At 63.6% G+C, this 16,899-nt stretch carries 13 protein-coding genes; 2 read left to right on the top strand and 11 right to left on the bottom strand.

Annotated elements, in window-relative coordinates; genetic code table 11:
• Positions 1–33 precede the first annotated feature (33 nt).
• The 3 genes from LAN37_05690 to mutS form a co-directional block, all read right to left on the bottom strand.
• A complete protein-coding gene (locus LAN37_05690; GenBank protein ID MBZ5646701.1) occupies positions 34–1,221 on the bottom strand; it encodes an anhydro-N-acetylmuramic acid kinase in 1,188 nt (395 codons plus the stop codon).
• A complete protein-coding gene (gene nagZ, locus LAN37_05685) occupies positions 1,218–2,300 on the bottom strand; it encodes a beta-N-acetylhexosaminidase (protein MBZ5646700.1) in 1,083 nt (360 codons plus the stop codon). Before nagZ ends, LAN37_05690 begins: the two co-directional genes overlap by 4 nt.
• A gap of 325 nt (positions 2,301–2,625) precedes the next feature.
• Positions 2,626–5,235, bottom strand: coding sequence for a DNA mismatch repair protein MutS (gene mutS / locus LAN37_05680; GenBank protein ID MBZ5646699.1), 2,610 nt, complete (start codon positions 5,233–5,235; stop codon positions 2,626–2,628).
• 141 nt (positions 5,236–5,376) lie between these two features.
• On the opposite strand from mutS, the gene LAN37_05675 reads away from it, so the two are divergent.
• Positions 5,377–6,372 carry a hypothetical protein gene (locus LAN37_05675; GenBank protein MBZ5646698.1) on the top strand — a complete coding sequence of 332 codons (996 nt, stop codon included), beginning with the start codon at positions 5,377–5,379 and terminating at the stop codon, positions 6,370–6,372.
• Positions 6,373–6,411: 39 nt separating this feature from the next.
• On the opposite strand, the gene LAN37_05670 is transcribed toward LAN37_05675, so the two are convergent.
• The 8 genes from LAN37_05670 to LAN37_05635 all read right to left on the bottom strand — a co-directional run bounded on the left by LAN37_05670 (position 6,412) and on the right by LAN37_05635 (position 15,261).
• Positions 6,412–7,212 (bottom strand): thioredoxin domain-containing protein, encoded by an 801-nt coding sequence (locus tag LAN37_05670; GenBank protein MBZ5646697.1) that lies wholly within the window; start codon positions 7,210–7,212, stop codon positions 6,412–6,414.
• 138 nt (positions 7,213–7,350) lie between these two features.
• Positions 7,351–8,991 (bottom strand): NAD+ synthase, encoded by a 1,641-nt coding sequence (locus LAN37_05665; protein ID MBZ5646696.1) that lies wholly within the window; start codon positions 8,989–8,991, stop codon positions 7,351–7,353.
• A 48-nt stretch (positions 8,992–9,039) separates the two neighbouring features.
• A complete protein-coding gene (locus LAN37_05660) occupies positions 9,040–10,077 on the bottom strand; it encodes a hypothetical protein (GenBank protein ID MBZ5646695.1) in 1,038 nt (345 codons plus the stop codon).
• 77 nt (positions 10,078–10,154) lie between these two features.
• Positions 10,155–11,042, bottom strand: a complete 888-nt coding sequence (locus LAN37_05655) for a CPBP family intramembrane metalloprotease (GenBank protein MBZ5646694.1) — start codon at positions 11,040–11,042, stop codon at positions 10,155–10,157.
• 17 nt (positions 11,043–11,059) lie between these two features.
• Entirely contained in the window at positions 11,060–12,094 is a 1,035-nt protein-coding gene (locus LAN37_05650; GenBank protein ID MBZ5646693.1) for a GHMP kinase, read from the bottom strand.
• Positions 12,084–13,499, bottom strand: a complete 1,416-nt coding sequence (locus LAN37_05645) for an aminotransferase class V-fold PLP-dependent enzyme (protein ID MBZ5646692.1) — start codon at positions 13,497–13,499, stop codon at positions 12,084–12,086. Before LAN37_05645 ends, LAN37_05650 begins: the two co-directional genes overlap by 11 nt.
• A gap of 99 nt (positions 13,500–13,598) precedes the next feature.
• A complete protein-coding gene (locus LAN37_05640; protein MBZ5646691.1) occupies positions 13,599–14,174 on the bottom strand; it encodes an NADH-quinone oxidoreductase subunit B in 576 nt (191 codons plus the stop codon).
• 64 nt (positions 14,175–14,238) lie between these two features.
• Positions 14,239–15,261 (bottom strand): zinc-binding dehydrogenase, encoded by a 1,023-nt coding sequence (locus LAN37_05635; protein MBZ5646690.1) that lies wholly within the window; start codon positions 15,259–15,261, stop codon positions 14,239–14,241.
• 80 nt (positions 15,262–15,341) lie between these two features.
• On the opposite strand from LAN37_05635, the gene LAN37_05630 reads away from it, so the two are divergent.
• Entirely contained in the window at positions 15,342–16,898 is a 1,557-nt protein-coding gene (locus LAN37_05630) for a glycosyltransferase family 39 protein (GenBank protein ID MBZ5646689.1), read from the top strand.
• Position 16,899: the final 1 nt, after the last annotated feature.

Below are 16,899 nucleotides of genomic sequence, written 5' to 3'. Positions count from 1 at the left end.
CCCCCGCCTCCCCCGCGGTGAACTCCAGCCTGTTCACACATACGAAACCTTGCCTAGGATGGTGGGCTCTTGTGCGCCTGTGGCTGCTGGGATATTTCCTGGCCGTCGCCGCCATGTCTGGTACGCCAGGACGGCGAAGGCAACGGCCTCCTTTGCTACCGAGGGGACGCCGAAGTCTTCGGGATCGCGCAGGCGGAGACCGAGCGGGACGATCTCGGCTTCGATCATGCGCATGAGGGTCTTGTTCCTGGCGCCGCCGCCGGTCGCGATGTAGTCGCGGTAATGACCGGGGTCGGTCCCGCGAACGAGGCGCCCTCGATGCAAGCGGCGAGAAGACGGCAATACGAAGCGGCGCACCGCCCCGGCGATGGTGCGAGCGGTGAGCGCCGTTGCGGTGGCCACCATGTCTTCCTGCGGCGCTCGGCCTCGGAGGCGCAGGAAGCGCGTGACGAACTCGCGCCCGAACTGCTCCCGGCCGGCGGTCTTGGGCGGTTTCCTGCGGAAGAAGGGGTGGCGGAGTGCTTCGCGCAGAACACTTTCCAGAACTTTGCCGCGGGCGGCGATGCGGCCATCCCGATCGTAGGGGACGCCAAAGAGCTGATTTGTGACGGCGTCGATGACCATGTTACCGGGACCGGTATCGAAGGCGATGACCTGCTCAAGCGTCGCGCGGGCAGGTATGGCGGTCAGGTTGGCGATGCCTCCGATGTTCTGCACGATGCGGCCGCGGCGACGATGGCGATAGACGAGGTAGTCGAGGAACGGAACCAGTGGCGCGCCCTTGCCTCCGGCGGCCATATCCGCAGGGCGGAAATCGGAAACTACGGGAATGCCAGTACGCGCGGCGAGCACCGCGCCCTCGCCTGTCTGCCAAGTGCAGGCGAGCTTGCGTCCCAGGAACGGCGCGGGTTCGCCCTGGTGGTAAAGGGTCTGGCCGTGACAGCCGATCAGTTCCACGTCGACGCGTGCGCGCCTCTGGGCCCGGAGCACAGCGTCGGCGTAGAGCTCCCCGAGAAGGAAATTCAGGCGCGCGAGGTCGGCCACGCTTGCCTGGCGGGCGTTCATCGTACTCAGAATCATGCGGCGGATCGCCGATGGGTAGGGGAACTCGCTGTGGGCGAGAACCTCGAACCGGGTGTGCAGGCCGCGTCCGAAGCAGCGGGCGATGGCCACGTTGATGCCATCCGCCGAGGTACCGCTCATCACTCCGGCGACGATCACGAGGTCGCCTCACGGACTGTTTCTGTGAATCGGGACATCGCTTCCCGCAGCTTGCGTAGCTTGCGATCGGACGGCGCCGACGGGAATCGGCGCAATTCCCTTTCGTGATTCTTGAAGTCAAGGACGCGGCGGGCGGCTAGCCGCACCTGCTCCGCGAACTTCCTGTCTCGCTCCGCCTCGTGCACGACCGCGCGGTAGGCCGCCCAGACGTGCTCCTCGTTGTGACAAACCAGGAACATGTCGGCGCCCGCACGGATGCTTTCGACGGCTGCATGCTCGATGGATCCGGCCGCAAGAACGCCTCCCATCTCCAGGTCGTCAGAGACCACCAGACCCCGATAGCCGATCTTCTTCCGAAGAATGTCGGTGATCCACTTGCGCGAGATCGAGGCAGGCGTGCGGTCGCCGGTCACGTCGGGGTAGGCGGCGTGGGCAACCATGATGAAGGGCAGATTCTTGTGCAGCTTTCGGTATGGGTAGAGGTCCTCATTCCACAGCCGCCGCCATTTCTTCGGGACCATCGGCAGTTCGTGATGGGTGTCCAGGGTCGCCTCACCGAGACCCGGGAAATGCTTCCCGCATCCCAGGATCCGCGCCTCGCCAAGTCCTTTCAGAAACTCTTTCACGTAGGTGACGGTCTCCTTGGGCTTGGCCGACACTGTGCGCGACGTGAGCACGCCGCGCGAAGGCTCGCAGCCGAGATCCAGCACCGGCGCGAAGTCCACGTTAAAACCCAGCGCACGGCATTCCTCCCCGATCAGGAGTCCATGCCGGCGAAAAGCCTTCTTGCTCCCGGTGGCGAATACGTCGGCCGCTGCCGGAGCGGAAGCAACCACGTCCTTGAGCCGGTCCACCGTGCCGCCCTCCATGTCCACGCACAGAAACATGGGCGTGCGCGCCAGCGAACGTGTCTCATTCAGCAGTTCCCACGTCTGCCGCGGCTCCACGATGTTGCGTGCGAACAGGATGATCCCGCCGGGCTTCAGGGTGCTGATCGCCGTGCGGAGGCCAGCACTGATTCCCGCACCATCGAAGCCGAAGATCAGAAGCTGCCCGACTTGCTCGCGGAGATCAGACATGAGCCGAATCTACTCGGCCTGCCCGGAATCGCAAGGCCAATCCCAATAGAGGCAGCAGGATTGCTAACGCAGCAGCGAGATAGGCTCCGACGAAGTAACGATGTCCTGCTTCTTTCAAAATTGCCGGACCAACGTATGGATCGCGAAGTTCATCTGTAATCATGTATGCAAACACTATTGCGAGCGGTAACGCAAACAGTCCAGTCCAGGCTCTCCACCGACAAAGAACGAACCCAACAACGCCTGTCGATCCGCACACTAGGAAAAACCACCACAGCGCAGGCTCCTTGTCCATCACTTCGAAAATCAGGGATGCAATCACGTCTCACCCCAATTGCTTCTTGAGTTCGTGCAGCAGATTGAGGGCCTCGAGCGGGCTCAGGCGGTCGAGGTCGGTGGCCTTGATGCGGTCCACAATCTTCTGCGTGAGCGGGGTGAACATGGTGAGCTGCATGGAGGGCGGCGCGACTTCGTCGTTCGCCAGGTGGGCCGTGACGCGCTGCTCGGCGTCCTCGTGCTCCTTCAGCACCTCCCGTGCGCGCTCCACTACCTCGATGGGCAACCCGGCCAACTTCCCGACCTCGATGCCGTAGCTGCGGTCGGCGGCCCCGGGCTCGACTTTGCGCAGGAAGATGATCCCGCCGGCGCTCTCCTTCACCGAGACGTGATAGTTCTTCACGCCCGAAAGTCGCTCCGCCAACTCGGTCAGTTCGAAGTAATGCGTAGCAAACAGAGTTTTGGCGCGCGTGCGCGCGTGGATGTACTCGATCGCTGCCCAAGCAATTGCCAGGCCGTCGTAGGTGGCGGTCCCACGGCCCACCTCGTCGAGCAGGATGAGTGAGCGGGGCGTGGCCGTGTTGAGGATGGCGGCGGTTTCGGTCATCTCGACCATGAACGTGGAGCGGCCGCGCGCCAGGTTGTCGCTGGCCCCGATGCGGGTGAAGATGCGGTCCACTACGCCCAGGCGGCAGCGCGATGCGGGCACGAACGAGCCCATCTGCGCCATGATCGCGATCAGGGCCGCCTGGCGAAGATAGGTGCTCTTGCCGCCCATGTTGGGGCCGGTCAAGATCAGGATGGACTGCGTGGTCGAGTTCAGGAAGAGGTCATTGGGCACGAAGCGGTCGGCCGACTGCATGATCTCCTGGCGCTCGATGACCGGGTGGCGTCCCTGCACGATCTCGAGGTCGGCGGTTTCGTCAAACTCCGGCCGGCAATAGTCGCGGTTGGCGGAGAGGTGAGCAAAACAGGCGATCACATCCACCTCGGCCAGCGCCAGCGCGGTCTGCCGGATCCGCTTGGCCTGCCCGGCGATGAATCCCCGCAGCTCGGCGAAGATCCGCCGCTCTATCTCGACGATCTTCTCCTGCGCTTCGAGAATCTTTGTTTCGTATTCCTTCAGTTCGGGCGTAGTGAAGCGCTCGGCGTTGACCAGGGTCTGCTTGCGCTCATAGTCGGCAGGGGCCAGGTGCAGGTTGGGCTTGGAGATCTCGATGTAGTAGCCGAAAACGCTGTTGAATTTTACCTTTAGGGAGCCGATGCCGGTGCGTTGGCGCTCGCGCTCCTCGATGCGCGCGATGTACTGCTTGCTGTTGCGGTTGAGGTCGCGGAGCTGGTCGAGTTCCGCATCCACACCGGCACGGACGACGCCTCCCTCGGCGAAAGAGAGTGGCGGCTCGTCCACCAGCGTGTGCTCGATCAGATCACTGACATCCCGTAGCTCGTCGAGCAGGCCGTGCAACGCTGCTAGACGTTCGGCGCTGAGGCGGGCGACGGCGGCGCGAATGTTGGGAACGCGGCGCAGTGATCCCGCCAGCGCAAGCAGGTCACGCGGGTTGGCCGACTCCAACGTCACCTTGCTCAGGAGCCGCTCGAGGTCGAGTACGCCGTCCATGGCGCGCCGCAACTCCTCGCGCGCGATCGTTTCCCGGACCTGCACCTCCACGGCGTCGAGACGTCGGCGGATCTCCCCAGCGTCGATCGCAGGGCGCAGCATCCACGCCCGCAGCAGGCGCTTGCCCATGGGAGTGATGGTGGCGTCCAGGGTCCGGAACAGGGTGACATCGTCGCTGGTGCCGGCGAAGAGCGGCTCGATCAGTTCCAGGTTGCGCACGGTGACGGCGTCCAGCACCAGGCAATTCTGGCGTTCGTAGTAGCCGATGCGGTCCACGTGGTCGAGCGTGCCCCGCTGGGTGGAACGGATATAGTGCAGCACCGCGCCGGCGGCCGTTGCCGCCGCCGCACGGGCGGCGAGGCCAAAGCCTTCGAGCGAGAGCACACCGAACTGGTTTTCCACCAGCGGTATTGCGTGATCGGGTGCGAAGACCCAATCGTCAAGCGGGGTCTCGGCAAACGTGGCGCCCACGCGTTCCGTCCTGCGCTCGAACAGCGGCAGCGAGGAAGCGTAGAGCACTTCCCGGGGGCGCAGGGTCTGGAGTTCTTCCCAGACGCGGCGCTCGGCGTCGTCGCCGCTGAACTCGGTGGCGCGAAACTCCCCTGTCGAGAGATCGAGGGCGGCAAATCCGACCGCCTCCCCGACACGGGCCAGAGCGGCAAGGAAATTGTTCTCTTCCGAACTGAGAGAGGCGTCGGCCGCAGTGCCCGGCGTGACCACGCGCGTCACTTCCCGGCGCACGATACTCTTGGCTTTGCGCGGATCCTCCATCTGGTCGCAGATGGCGACCTTGTAGCCCTTGCGGATGAGCTTCGCCAGGTAGCCCTCGGCGGCATGGTAGGGCACGCCGCACATGGGCACGGCGATGCCCTTCTCCTTGTTGCGAGAAGTGAGGGTGATCTGGAGTTCGCGGGCTGCGATCACCGCATCTTCAAAAAAGAGCTCGTAGAAATCTCCCAGCCGGAAGAAGAGGAGCGCGTTGGGATGCTCCTTCTTGATGGCGGCGTACTGCCGCATGAGCGGAGTGGACGGCTCGGTCATCGCGCGGGCAACAGGGGCCGGTGCGCGGATTATAACAAGTCGCTGGTCTATGCTCTCAGATCGATCGCCGGCATTGGCGTGATGCGCTATGCGGTGTGTAAACTAATCGCCGCAAAGATCAAGGACCAATGACCGAAGTCTATGGAACTCCGTAAAGACCCCATCACACGTTCCTGGGTCATCACGGGCGATGACCCTGCGGAGCTTGAGCCCCTGAGCGAGCAGGCGTGCCTGTACTGCGCCAACGCTCCCAAACAACCCCACGTGATTTCCTCCATGCCATCGCTGGACGGGGGGCCGTGGTCGGCGCGCGCGGTGGTGCACCCAAAGGCGCTCTACCACGTCGAAGGGGACCCGCAGCGTCGCGGTGAGGGCCTGTACGACCGCATGCGGACCGTTGGGGCGCACGAGGTGCTGGTGGAAAACCCGCGACACGATGGCTGCCTGTGGAGCGCTAGCGACCCCGAGATCGAGCAGTTCCTGTTGCTGGCGGCCCATCGCATCGCGGACCTGAAACGCGACCGGCGCTTTAAGCACGTCACCATCTTCAAGAACCACGGAGCCGCCTCGGGGCAGGAGTTTCATCATCCGACCTCGCAACTGACAGCCACCACCTTCGTGCCGCGGCGGGTGCTCTACGAGCTGCGCGCCGGCCGTGAATACTTTGCCCAGAAAGAACGCTGCGTATTCTGCGACATCCTGGCGCAGGAGGAGCAGAGTGCGGTGCGCGTGGTCGAGGCACGAGGCGATTACATCGCCACTTGCCCGTACGCGCCGCGCGTGCCCTACGAGACCTGGCTCATGCCGCGCGTGCACGAAGCGTCGTTCGAGCGCATGGCTCTCTCCAAGCCGGGCACGCTCCGCGACATGGCGGCTCTGCTACGGCGCACACTCACGCGCATGCGAACAATCACCGAGGACTTCCACATGGTGCTTCACACTTCGCCTAACACCCTGCACAAGTCCGAGGTGCTCGACTACTGGAAGACCATCGACGACGACTACCACTGGCACATCGAGATCCTACCCATCCTGGACAAGAAATCGAAGTCTTATACGTTCAAAGAGGTGTACTTCACGCCGGTGACATCGGAGACGTCGGCGCGACGCATGCGCGAGGCCTCGCCGGGCGCCTAGCGACTCCCGCGTTGAGGCGAAAGCCGGCGTGAGCCGCTTTTACTGGTCGGGCTCAGATGCGGCAGGCGCTCGTATCTTTTGTCCCTCACTGGCTTCGAACTCGACCAGCTTTTTCAGGGTCTCGTAGGGGATCTGGCCCAGGTTCTGGATCTTTCGGCCGTTGATGAACAGCGTGGGTGTCCCTGAGACGCCGAGCGCCTTGCCCAGCGCCATCGAAGTTCGCACCTCCGCCTTGGCTACGTCAGAGACGACACAACGGGCGACGGCGACCCCATCCAGCCCGGACGCATTGACCAGTTCCTTGAGCTTGTCGCTGGCATTCGCCTGGGTGATGTCGAGCTGGTGGTCATAGACGGAGCGGATGAAGGTCCAGAAGGTGCGGGGCTTGCGCTGCGCTACGCAGTGGGCGAAGGACGCTGCCTTGAACGCCCAGGGGTGGAGCGCCTCCAGCGGGAAATGCTGGAATACGAGGCGCGCGGTGGGCACCTCAGCGAGAAGACGGTCGATCAGCGGTTGTGCCGCCTTGCAGTTCGGACATTGCAGGTCGCTGAACTCGACAATGGTCACGGGGGCCTTCGCGTCGCCGATCGAAGGTCCTTGGGCCTCGCGCGCCAAACGAGCCCGGTCGTCCGCGAAAGGATCGTCGCCGAAGGGCAGCGCCTCGCCGACGATCGCATGTCGTCCGTCTTGGGACACGAATAACTGCGTGAGCCGGCCTTCCCCCTCTCCGACCCGCAGGACCACCAGCGCCATCCCGGGAACTTCAGACTCGGCGATAGACAGGATCGTCCATTTGACGTTGGGGTCGTAGCCGAACATGCGATGCATGTAGGCGTTCACCGTATCTTGGGTGGGGAGGAGAACAGGCGGAGGCGAGGAAGGGGATCTCTTCTTCCCGCCTTCTTGCGCGAGAGTTGCGGACAAAAGCACAAGCACGGAGACGGCCAGGCAAAGAAGACGTCGCATGAGATCCCTTCCTCAGAGTTCGGATTTCTGGGCGATGGGGAAGCGCCGGCCGGCGCCGAACGCCTTTTCCGTGATCTTCAACCCGGGTGCGGCCTGCTGCCGCTTATACTCGCTGCGCTCGACCATCCGGATGACCGAGCGCACCACTGCGATATCGAACCCGTGGTCGCCTGCAATCTGCTCCGGCGTCCGGCATGACTCGACGTAGTCTTCCAGGATGACGTCGAGGATATCGTAGGGCGGGAGGGTATCCTGATCCGTCTGGTCCGGCCGTAGCTCGGCCGACGGAGCCTTCTCCAGCGTGTCCTGGGGAATCACCGGCCGGCGAGCGTTCACATAACGGCTGAGGCGGTACACCAGGGTCTTGGGCACATCGGAAATGACCGCCAGCCCCCCCACCATGTCGCCATACAGCGTGCAGTAGCCTACACCGAGTTCCGACTTGTTGCCCGTGCTCAGTACGAGGGCGCCGAACTTGTTGGAGAGCGCCATCAGGACGGTCCCCCGGATGCGCGACTGGAGATTTTCCTCCGTCACGTCTTCTTCCCTGCCCGCAAAGACCGGTTTCAGCAACTCGCAGTAGGCGTCGAAGACCTCCGTGATGCGCACCACTTCGAAACGGATTCCGAGGTTGGAGGCGAGAGTGCGCGCGTCGTCGATACTGCCGCGCGAGGAGTAGGGACCCGGCATGCTGACGCCGGTCACGTTTTCCGCTCCTAGCGCATCGACAGCCAGACACGCGGTCAACGCGGAATCGATGCCGCCACTCAAGCCGATGATCACCCGGGCGAAGCCGCACTTGCGCACGTAGTCGCGCGTACCCAGCACCAACGCAGCGTAGGCGCTGGCTTCGATCCCTTCCACCTGCGGATGAATGTCCCCGATCAGCGTATCGGTGTCAAAACAAACCAGGTCCTCCTCGAAGGAGCTGGCCTGCGCGACGACGTGTCCGTCCGGCGCGGCGACAAAGCTGGAGCCGTCGAAGACTAGGCTGTCGTCGCCGCCCACCTGGTTGACAAAGACCACCGGCACCTTGTACGTGGTGGCGATGGTCTGCAGCATCTTGAATCGCAGTTCCCTCTTGCCGATGTGAAACGGCGAAGCCGATACGTTCAGCAGGAAGGTCCCTCCCGCACCCAGCAGCCGCTCGACCGGGTCCACGCTGTAGAGCCGCTTGTGCCAGAAATGCTTATCGTTCCACGCATCCTCGCAGATGGTCAGGGCAAGCCGATGGCCGCAGAACGGGAGCAATTCCTGCCTCGAGGCGGGAGCGAAGTAGCGGACTTCATCAAACACGTCGTAGGTGGGCAGGAGCATCTTCGACTGGACGAACTCAACGCGCCCATCGCGGAGCAGCGCAGCCGAGTTCATGACCGACTTGCCGGTCTCTGTCTTGGCGGGAGTCACCAGCCCGCATATCACGGAGATACCGCGCGTGGCCTCGGCCACCTTCCGGGCCATCTCCTGGTTCTTGGCGACGAAGCTGGGCTTCTCGACGAGGTCGCGAGGCGGGTAGCCGCAGATCGCGAGTTCCGGAAAGACAACCAGGCTGGCGCCGGCTTGACGCGCCTGCTCAGAGACCTGGATGATTTTGGCCGCGTTGCGATCGAAATCCCCGACCGTGGGGTTGATCTGGCCCAAGGCGATCTTCACTGCACCAGTGTAAGACCCAGGGCACGGGACGCCAACCGCAAGTGGCGATTACCGTGGAGGAGGCGGAGGGCCTCCGGGCTCCCCGGGCTGAGGCGTACCGGGCCGAGCGTCGGGGTCGTGTGAGATGTCGCCCGGCTTGCGCGGCGCTGGTGGGTTCGCCGTCGCGCCGGTTCCTTCCGCCTCCTCGCCGGGACGACGCAACGTGGGCGCTGTGGCCGGAGGAGGCGCGGGCTTGGTTGCCGCCTGCTGGGTCTCCTGCCGGAGATCAATCTCCTTCGCCGTGCGGACAGCTTTCTGGCCGTCCACGCTCATGATCTCCACTCGCGCGACCTCATCTGCGACGAAGCGGATGAACTTTACCTCCTGGGGCGGCTCGCCGTAGATCCATTCCTCGTACTCGGTCGCGCCTTCCTTCTCACGCACTTTCCGGGGAGGCCGACCGATGGAGTAGAGCACCATCTGCCGGTTCATCCCTACCAGCACCTGATGGTTCTTGATGGCATCCCTGGCCTTGGACGGGATGGCCTCGAGGTAGGCCTCAAACGACGACATGGCGTGGAAGTCGAACACCCCGGCGAGCCGTTCTTTCAGTTCGTCCGCCGTGATCTGAGGAACGAACTTGTCGAATTGCAGCGCGACGAACGATCCCCACGCCTGTTCATCCGGCTGCGGCGCAACAGGCGTGCTGCCCCCAGCGCCTCCGACCTCGAGGTTGTGATACCACTTCCTCTTGTGCTTGGGACCGCCATTGATCTCAAAGATGATCACCTTGTCCTTGATGATCAGGTTGCTGATGCGGACGCGATCTCCCGGCTTGGCCGCAGGGCCATGGACGGCCACTAGCTGCTCGAGATCCTTGCCGTCGGGTACCAGCTTCCCTCTGGGCGTGATGGTCAGCCCTTGTGTGCCCATGGGGAACGGCTTGCGGATGTAAACCAATTCTCCGTTGAGGGCCCGGATGATGTCGAACCGGCCGGTCTGGCTGATGGGATGCGACCCTTGGTTCTTGTTCTTGCCTTTGTCCGCCCAGGCCATGCCGAGGAAGAGAAGCACGAAAATAGCAATCAAGGCTGGGTGACGGGGCATAAACGGCTCGTGGGTGTGTTTGCACATATCATTCGCCATTTTTCGGCGAATAGCAATGCCGGGCAAAGCTCCTGGCACTACATAGATTGGATGCCGCCGGCTGAGGTTACGTCCGCCGGTTTGTTCAATGGAATCTTGCTCCCCCGGAAGGCAACGAGCACGACCACCAGAGCCACCGCAACGGCAATCGTGCAGGCGGGCGAGGCTTCGGGCCCGTAGGCGCCTCCTGTGATCCACACCGGCCCGAGGGCCCGCGTGCGGAAGCCGATCGACATGTCCACACCGCTGACCGGCAGTCCGATCACCGCACCCAGTAAGAAATTCCACGCCCAATGCATGCCCCAGGGAAGCCAGAGCGTGCGCGCCCGCAGGTACGCGATGGCGAACACTACGCCGATGAGGACCGTATTGAGGAAACCTATCGTCGTCGCATGCGGATTTTTCAGGTGAACTGCCCCGAACGCGGCGGAGAATGCCGCGATCGCGCCGCCCCGGCCCGTAACTTCAATGAGACGTTGGAACGGGTAGCCGCGAAAGGCCACCTCTTCTGCCATGGCCGCGGTACTGAGCACTACGAAGACCTCGATGACGAACAGCGAGGCCGCATGTTGGATTGGCTTGGCCTCGACCTTCAGATCAGCGGCCGAGGCGATTACGGCGACCGTGATGATCGCCATCACCGCTCCCACCCCTATTCCCGCCAGAGCATGTCGAAGCGCCCTCCACCCGCCGGGAAGGCCCATCGCAGCCAGCCGGTGGGAAGCGACGCCATCGAACGCGCGCAGCATCCCCCCGTACCCGAGAAGCAGCGCAGCCATGAGTGCGGGGCGAAAAACCGCCTGCACCAGCTTCGTGTCTTGGCCACCGATCAGCGCGGCCAGTGAACTGGCCACGAAGTTCGCCGCGAAGAAAACGAGGACGGAGATGGAGAAGCGCCAGAACGGCCGTAGGCGGCCGTCTTCCATGTGATACCACGAGTAGCTCAGGTGCGCCTCCTGCTCCTGACGATCAAGCCGTCGCGGGCGACGCCCGAAGGCAGCACCTGACCGCCCATCCGCCGCATGACCTCAGCCACCCGCTCTTTCGCGCCTTCCTGCAGCAGGAAAACGATGCAGCCGCCGCCCCCGGCACCACAAACCTTGGCTGCCAGTGCGCCCTGGCGTCCGGCGGCAACGATGAGCCGGTCGATCAGCGGGGTGCTGATCCCAGGAGCGTTGGTCTTCCGCAGCTTCCACTCTGTCCGCAGCAGGAGTGCGACTTCCTCCCAGTCGGCCGCAGCAAGCGCCTGGTGCATCGCGCGGGCAATGGAGACGATTTCCTCGAAGTTGCGGAACACCTTGCGATCGCCGCCGATGTGCGCCTTGAAAACCTCCCAGTTGTTGATGCCGGACTGCCGGGGCGCACCGGTATACACCAGCAGGAAGCGGCGGTCGATCTCAGCGGGATCGACAGCAATGGCTTCGCGGTGGATCCCGTCGGGTTCCAGGCGGATGGCACTGACGCCGCCGTACAGCGCCGGGTAGTAATCCTGGCAGCCGGTGGGAACGCGGATCAGCTGCGCCTCCACGTTCTGGGCGATCACGCGGATCTCCTCCAAAGAAACCTTCCGCCCGGTGTAGCGGGCGAGCGCAGCGGTGGTGGCGATCACCAGCGCCGAAGAACCCGAGATGCCGGCCCCCGCGGGAGATTCGGAATGCGTCACGACCTCTAACCCGCCTACCGGGGAGAAGAAGCGCGTCAGGAGACCGGCGAGAGGGTGGTTGAACCTGTGCGCGCCGCACAGTGCGTCGAGGTTGCGGAAACGGTCTTCGCGGCCGGTATCGAGCGAGCGCAGCACGATCTCCCGCCCGCGCAGGGGCCGGACCTGGCAGCGAGTGCGGACATTGACCGCGAAATTGACGGTCAATGCCCCGGGATGGAAGAGGTACAGCGGCCAGATATCCACCGTGCCGCCCGCCAAGTCCACGCGGCATGGGGCATGCGCGATCACGCTGCTGGGAGAATCGTTACGAGCCATGGGATCTTGTGACGGGACGGACCTCGGCGGCCGCCGCCAGCACTTCGTCGACGATGGCGTCCACGTCAGCGTCCGTCGTGCGATGGTTGACGAAGCAGGCGCGCAGCGCGAACCGACCGCGCAGCGTGGCATTCGAGATGTAGACGCGACCGCGCTCGATGACCCGGCGCAGGATCGCGCTGTTGTAGCCGTCCAGATCGCTGCCCAGCTTGTAGCGGAAGCAGACGGCACTCAGTTCGGTGGGAGAAAGAAGCTCGAGTTCGGGAGCAGCGGCGATTTTGCGGACCAGCCGTTGCGCATGCTCCAGATCGCGCCGGATCGTTTCGCGGAATGCCGCCATCCCGTGATAGCGGAGCGACAACCACAATTTGAGCCCACGAAAGCGACGGGACAGTTCCAGCGACTCTTCAAAGAACGCGAATCCTTCGAGCAGGTCTTGTGACAGCGCCTTGGCGTAATCACCTGTGTGGGAGAATGCGGCCTGCGCGGCAGCCGCATCGCGATACAACAGGCATCCGCAGTCGACCGGCTGGTAGAGCCACTTGTGCGGATCGAGCGACAGCGAATCGGCGCGCGCCAGCCCGGAGAACCTCTCGGGCACGGCCAGTGCGGCGAGCGCCCCGTAGGCCCCGTCGACGTGGAACCAGGCGCCGTATCGCTCAGCCAGCTCGGCCATCTGGGGCAGCGGATCGATGGCGCCGGTGTTCACCGTTCCCGCCGACGCCACGATGGCGATGATCCTTTTCCCTGCCCGGCTGTCCGACTCGAGCGCCTGCGCCAGATCTTCGACACGCAACCGGTAGCCTTCGTCGGTCGGAAGCAGGCGCAGGCTGTCGTGTCCCAGGCCGAGCAAAGCAAGCGCCTTGGGGATGGACATGTGCACTTGATCGGAGGCGTAGACGATCCCCGGCTGCGCGCCTTTCTGGTTTGCGGGTGCTTTCGCCTCCCGGGCCATGGCGAGGGCCATCAGGTTGGCGGACGAGCCCCCGCCGCAAAGGCTGCCGGTGAATCCTTGGCATCCGATTGCTTCGGCGAGCCAACTCACGACCGTGCGCTCGATGGTGACCGCCGCCGGGGCGGATCGCCACGCGGTGACGTTCTGGTTGACAACGCTGGCCACCAGGTCCGCAACGGAAGCCACCGATTCTCCCGAGCCGAAGACGTACCCGAAAAAGCGGCCATTGCCCGGGCGCGAATGCTCGAAGATCTGGTTTACCGCATCGAAGGCCGCGGAGCCCATTCCCTGCTCTGGCAACGGCCCCGCAAATGTCTTCTGGGTCTGGTCCCCCGAGGTTCGAGGGAACGTGGAGCGGCGCTCGATCCCCGACAAGTAGTCGGTCGCGTCCTGCACGGCGCGCTGAGCGAGCCGACGGAATTTCTCCGGTGAGAGTTCTAGGGGGTTCATGTCGCGCGGTTATTCTACGACGTCACTCCACCGCTGGACGGAGCGAAGCGCAGATATCCGGCAAATCGTGCTAGGGAAAATGGTCCCGGCGCGGGTGAGCTACGCCAGGTTCAGCGCGCGCTTCAAGCTGCCCCGCTCTTTCATAATCTTGTCCTGCAGAACCATGATGGCGTAGATGAGCTGCTCAGGGCGGGGCGGGCATCCGGGAACATACACGTCCACGGGGATCCACTGGTTCACGCCCTGCACCAGCGCGTAGTTATTGAAGACTCCGCCGGACGTCGCGCAGGCGCCCATCGAGATCACCCACTTGGGCTCTGGCATCTGCTCGTAGAGCTGCTTGATGACCGGCGCCATCTTCTGCGAGACCCGGCCGGCTACGATCATGAGGTCGGCCTGGCGCGGCGACGGCCGGAACACCTCCGCGCCGAAACGCGCGATATCGAAGCGCGACGCACCCATGGACATCATCTCAATGGCGCAGCAGGCCAGGCCGAAGCTCATCGGCCAGAGCGAGCTTTTTCGCACCCAATTGACCGCCTTGTCCAGGCTGGTCAGGACCACGCCCTCAGGCGTGTCGCTTCCGAACGTCACCGAGCGGACCTGCCGCTCCCCCTGTGAGTCGCCGGCTGGGTTGGTGACGCGTTCGGCTTCCGGATTGAGGTGCTCGCTCATTTGCAACTCGCTATTGTAACCGCTCACTCCTTTAGATGCCCATCGTGCAGCGCGAGACTCCGGGTCACGGATTCAGCACGATCTTGCCGAACATCTCGCTTTTCTCCAGGCGCTCGTGCGCGGCGCGCGCCTCCCGCAGCGGGAAGGTCTTGTCCACTACCGGCTTCAGTCTGCCGCTGAAGACGTGCTTGAGCGCCTCGTGCAGTTCTCCCATGTATCCCATGTACGAGCCCAGGAACGAAAGCTGGCGCGAAAACAGGAAGCGGATGTCGAAACTGGCCTCGGGGCCGGTGGTAGCGCCGCAGGTCACCAGCTTCCCCCCGGCGCGCATCGACTTCATGCTCTCCTGCCAGGTGGCTTTGCCCACGTGCTCGAACACGATGTCCACCCCGCGCTTGGCGGTGATCTTCTTCACCTCGTCGGAGACCGTCTGCTTGTAGTGGTCAATGGTGTAGTCGGCGCCCAGTTCACGCGCCTGGTCCAGTTTGGCCTCGTTTCCCGCGGTCGCGATGACCTTGGCGTTGAACAGCTTGGCGATCTGGATGGCCGCCGTACCCACGCCCGAACTCGCACCCCAGACCAGCACGAAATCTCCCGGCTGGACCTGGCAGCGTCCCACCAGCATGTGCCAGGCGGTCAGGAAGACTAGGGGAACGCTGGCCGCTTCGTCGTAGGTGAGGTCGTTGGGAATAGGGATGACGTTGACCTGGGGTACGGCGATGTATTCGGCGTTGCCGCCGTCGTTCATATGCCCCAGCACGGTGAATTCACGACAAGAGCTCTGCCGTCCCATGACGCACTGCGCACAATGATTGCAGAAGGTCATGGGCGCCAGCAGCACGCGCTGGCCGACGTTGATGCCTTTGATGTACTCACCCACTTCGGCAACGTCGCCCGCGACATCACTGCCATTGATGTGGGGCAGCTTCAAGTTGGGCAGCCCTTTGCGGCACCAGAGGTCAAGATGATTCAGCGCGCAGGCTTTGACGCGAATGAGAACCTGGTCTTTGCGCAACACCGGGTCGGGAGCGTCCTCGTAGCGCAGGACCTCCGGCCCGCCGAACTCGTGATAGCGGATGGCTTTCATGGCGCTCTCCTGCAATGAACTTTTCGGGATGACGAAACGTAGAAAGCTAACATAAAGTCCGTGCGGGAGTCCGATATCTGATGTCCGTTACCGCTCCGGTCGAGGTTCCCTCCCAGGACACGAACGACCGCCTTCCCCGGCTCGCGTTGGGGACGGCCGCCGGTTTCGTCGTCGCCAAGATCGCGCTGCACGCCTTTACCAGCCTGCGTCACTACGGCTACTTCCGCGACGAGCTCTACTACCTCGACATGGCGCGCCATCTCGACTGGGGCTACGTGGACGCCGCGCCACTGATCGCGCTGTACGCAAAGCTGGCATTACTCATGGGCGGGTCGCTCGCCACGCTCCGCATCATCCCGGCTCTTGCCGGCGCCGGCACCATCATCCTCGCCATCCTGATCGCTCGAGAACTCGGCGGCAGCCGCTACGCCCAGTTCCTTGCCGGCCTCACCATACTTCTCTGTCCCGCGAGGATCGCCACCGACAGCCTCATGACCATGAATGCCGTGGAGCCGCTATTCTGGATGGGCTGCGCCCTGGTGATAGCGCGCATTCTGCGCGCCGGAAACTCGCGCCGGTGGCTGTGGTTCGGCCTCCTCGCCGGTTTGGGACTCCAGAACAAACACTCCACCCTGTTCTTTGGCTTCGCCGTCACCATTGCCCTGCTTCTGACGCCGCACCGCCGCGAGTTCCTGAAGCCATGGATGTGGATCGCAGGCGCCATCGCGGTCGCAATCTTCCTGCCCAACCTTGTCTGGCAGATCCGGCATCACTTTCCCACTCTCGAAGATCTGGAAAACGTCCGTCGCCAGGGCAAGAACGTGGTTCTCGGACCGGTTGCCTTTACCGTGCAACAGATCGTCTCGTTGCATCCTGCGCTATTCCCTGTCTGGTTGGCTGGTCTGATCTACTTCCTGCGCGACCGCCGCTGGCGCGCGCTTGGGATCACGTTCTTGGTCTTCTTCGTGACCATGGAGCTCGCCCACGCCAAGGACTACTACCTCTTTCCGATCTACCCCATGCTCTTCGCCGGCGGAAGCGTCTTGCTAGAAGGCTGGCTGCGAGACCGCGCGGCATGGACGCGCGCAGCAGTGGCTGCCGCCATCGCCATCCTTACGATCCCCGCGGTGCCGCTCGCGACTTGGATGCTCTCGCCCGAAAACTATCTGGCGTACTCGCAGGCCCTGGGGTTCAAGCCGCGCAAGGCCGAGGTCCACCACGAAGGCCCTTTGCCGCAGCCCATGGGTGACCAGTTCGGATGGGAAGAGCTCAGCCGCGAGGTGGCTCAAATTTACGATTCGCTGCCGCCTGCCGAGCGAGCCCAGGCGGGCATTTTCGCCGTGAATTACGGAGAAGCCGGCGCCCTGCACCTCTTCGGTCCCAAGTACGGTCTGCCCTCCGCTTTCTCCGACCACCAGAATCACTATTTTTGGGGACCTCCGCAGCAGACCTACGCCGCGCTCATCTTGCTTCAGTGGGATCAGGACGACGTCGAGCGTCTCTGCACTTCCTGGGAGGCGCCCATCGTGCACTACCATCCCTTCGGCATGGGCGAAGAGAACCAGCCCATCTATCTTTGCCGCGGCCCCAGGTTCGATATACGGCAGAGATGGGAGCGCTGGAAGCACTGGAACTGAT

This window comes from Terriglobia bacterium, assembly GCA_020073495.1.
In the GTDB taxonomy this organism is placed as follows: Bacteria; Acidobacteriota; Terriglobia; order Terriglobales; family Acidobacteriaceae; genus JAIQFD01.
This window is presented reverse-complemented; position numbering and strand designations above follow the sequence as displayed.

Coding starts and splice junctions, on each gene's coding strand:
- nagZ (MBZ5646700.1), bottom strand. CDS start 2,300: ATGTCTGATCTCCGCGAGCAAGTCGGGCAGCTTCTGATCTTCGGCTTC.
- mutS (MBZ5646699.1), bottom strand. CDS start 5,235: ATGACCGAGCCGTCCACTCCGCTCATGCGGCAGTACGCCGCCATCAAG.
- LAN37_05675 (MBZ5646698.1), top strand. CDS start 5,377: ATGGAACTCCGTAAAGACCCCATCACACGTTCCTGGGTCATCACGGGC.
- LAN37_05660 (MBZ5646695.1), bottom strand. CDS start 10,077: ATGCCCCGTCACCCAGCCTTGATTGCTATTTTCGTGCTTCTCTTCCTC.
- LAN37_05655 (MBZ5646694.1), bottom strand. CDS start 11,042: ATGGAAGACGGCCGCCTACGGCCGTTCTGGCGCTTCTCCATCTCCGTC.
- LAN37_05650 (MBZ5646693.1), bottom strand. CDS start 12,094: ATGGCTCGTAACGATTCTCCCAGCAGCGTGATCGCGCATGCCCCATGC.
- LAN37_05645 (MBZ5646692.1), bottom strand. CDS start 13,499: ATGAACCCCCTAGAACTCTCACCGGAGAAATTCCGTCGGCTCGCTCAG.
- LAN37_05640 (MBZ5646691.1), bottom strand. CDS start 14,174: ATGAGCGAGCACCTCAATCCGGAAGCCGAACGCGTCACCAACCCAGCC.
- LAN37_05635 (MBZ5646690.1), bottom strand. CDS start 15,261: ATGAAAGCCATCCGCTATCACGAGTTCGGCGGGCCGGAGGTCCTGCGC.
- LAN37_05630 (MBZ5646689.1), top strand. CDS start 15,342: ATGTCCGTTACCGCTCCGGTCGAGGTTCCCTCCCAGGACACGAACGAC.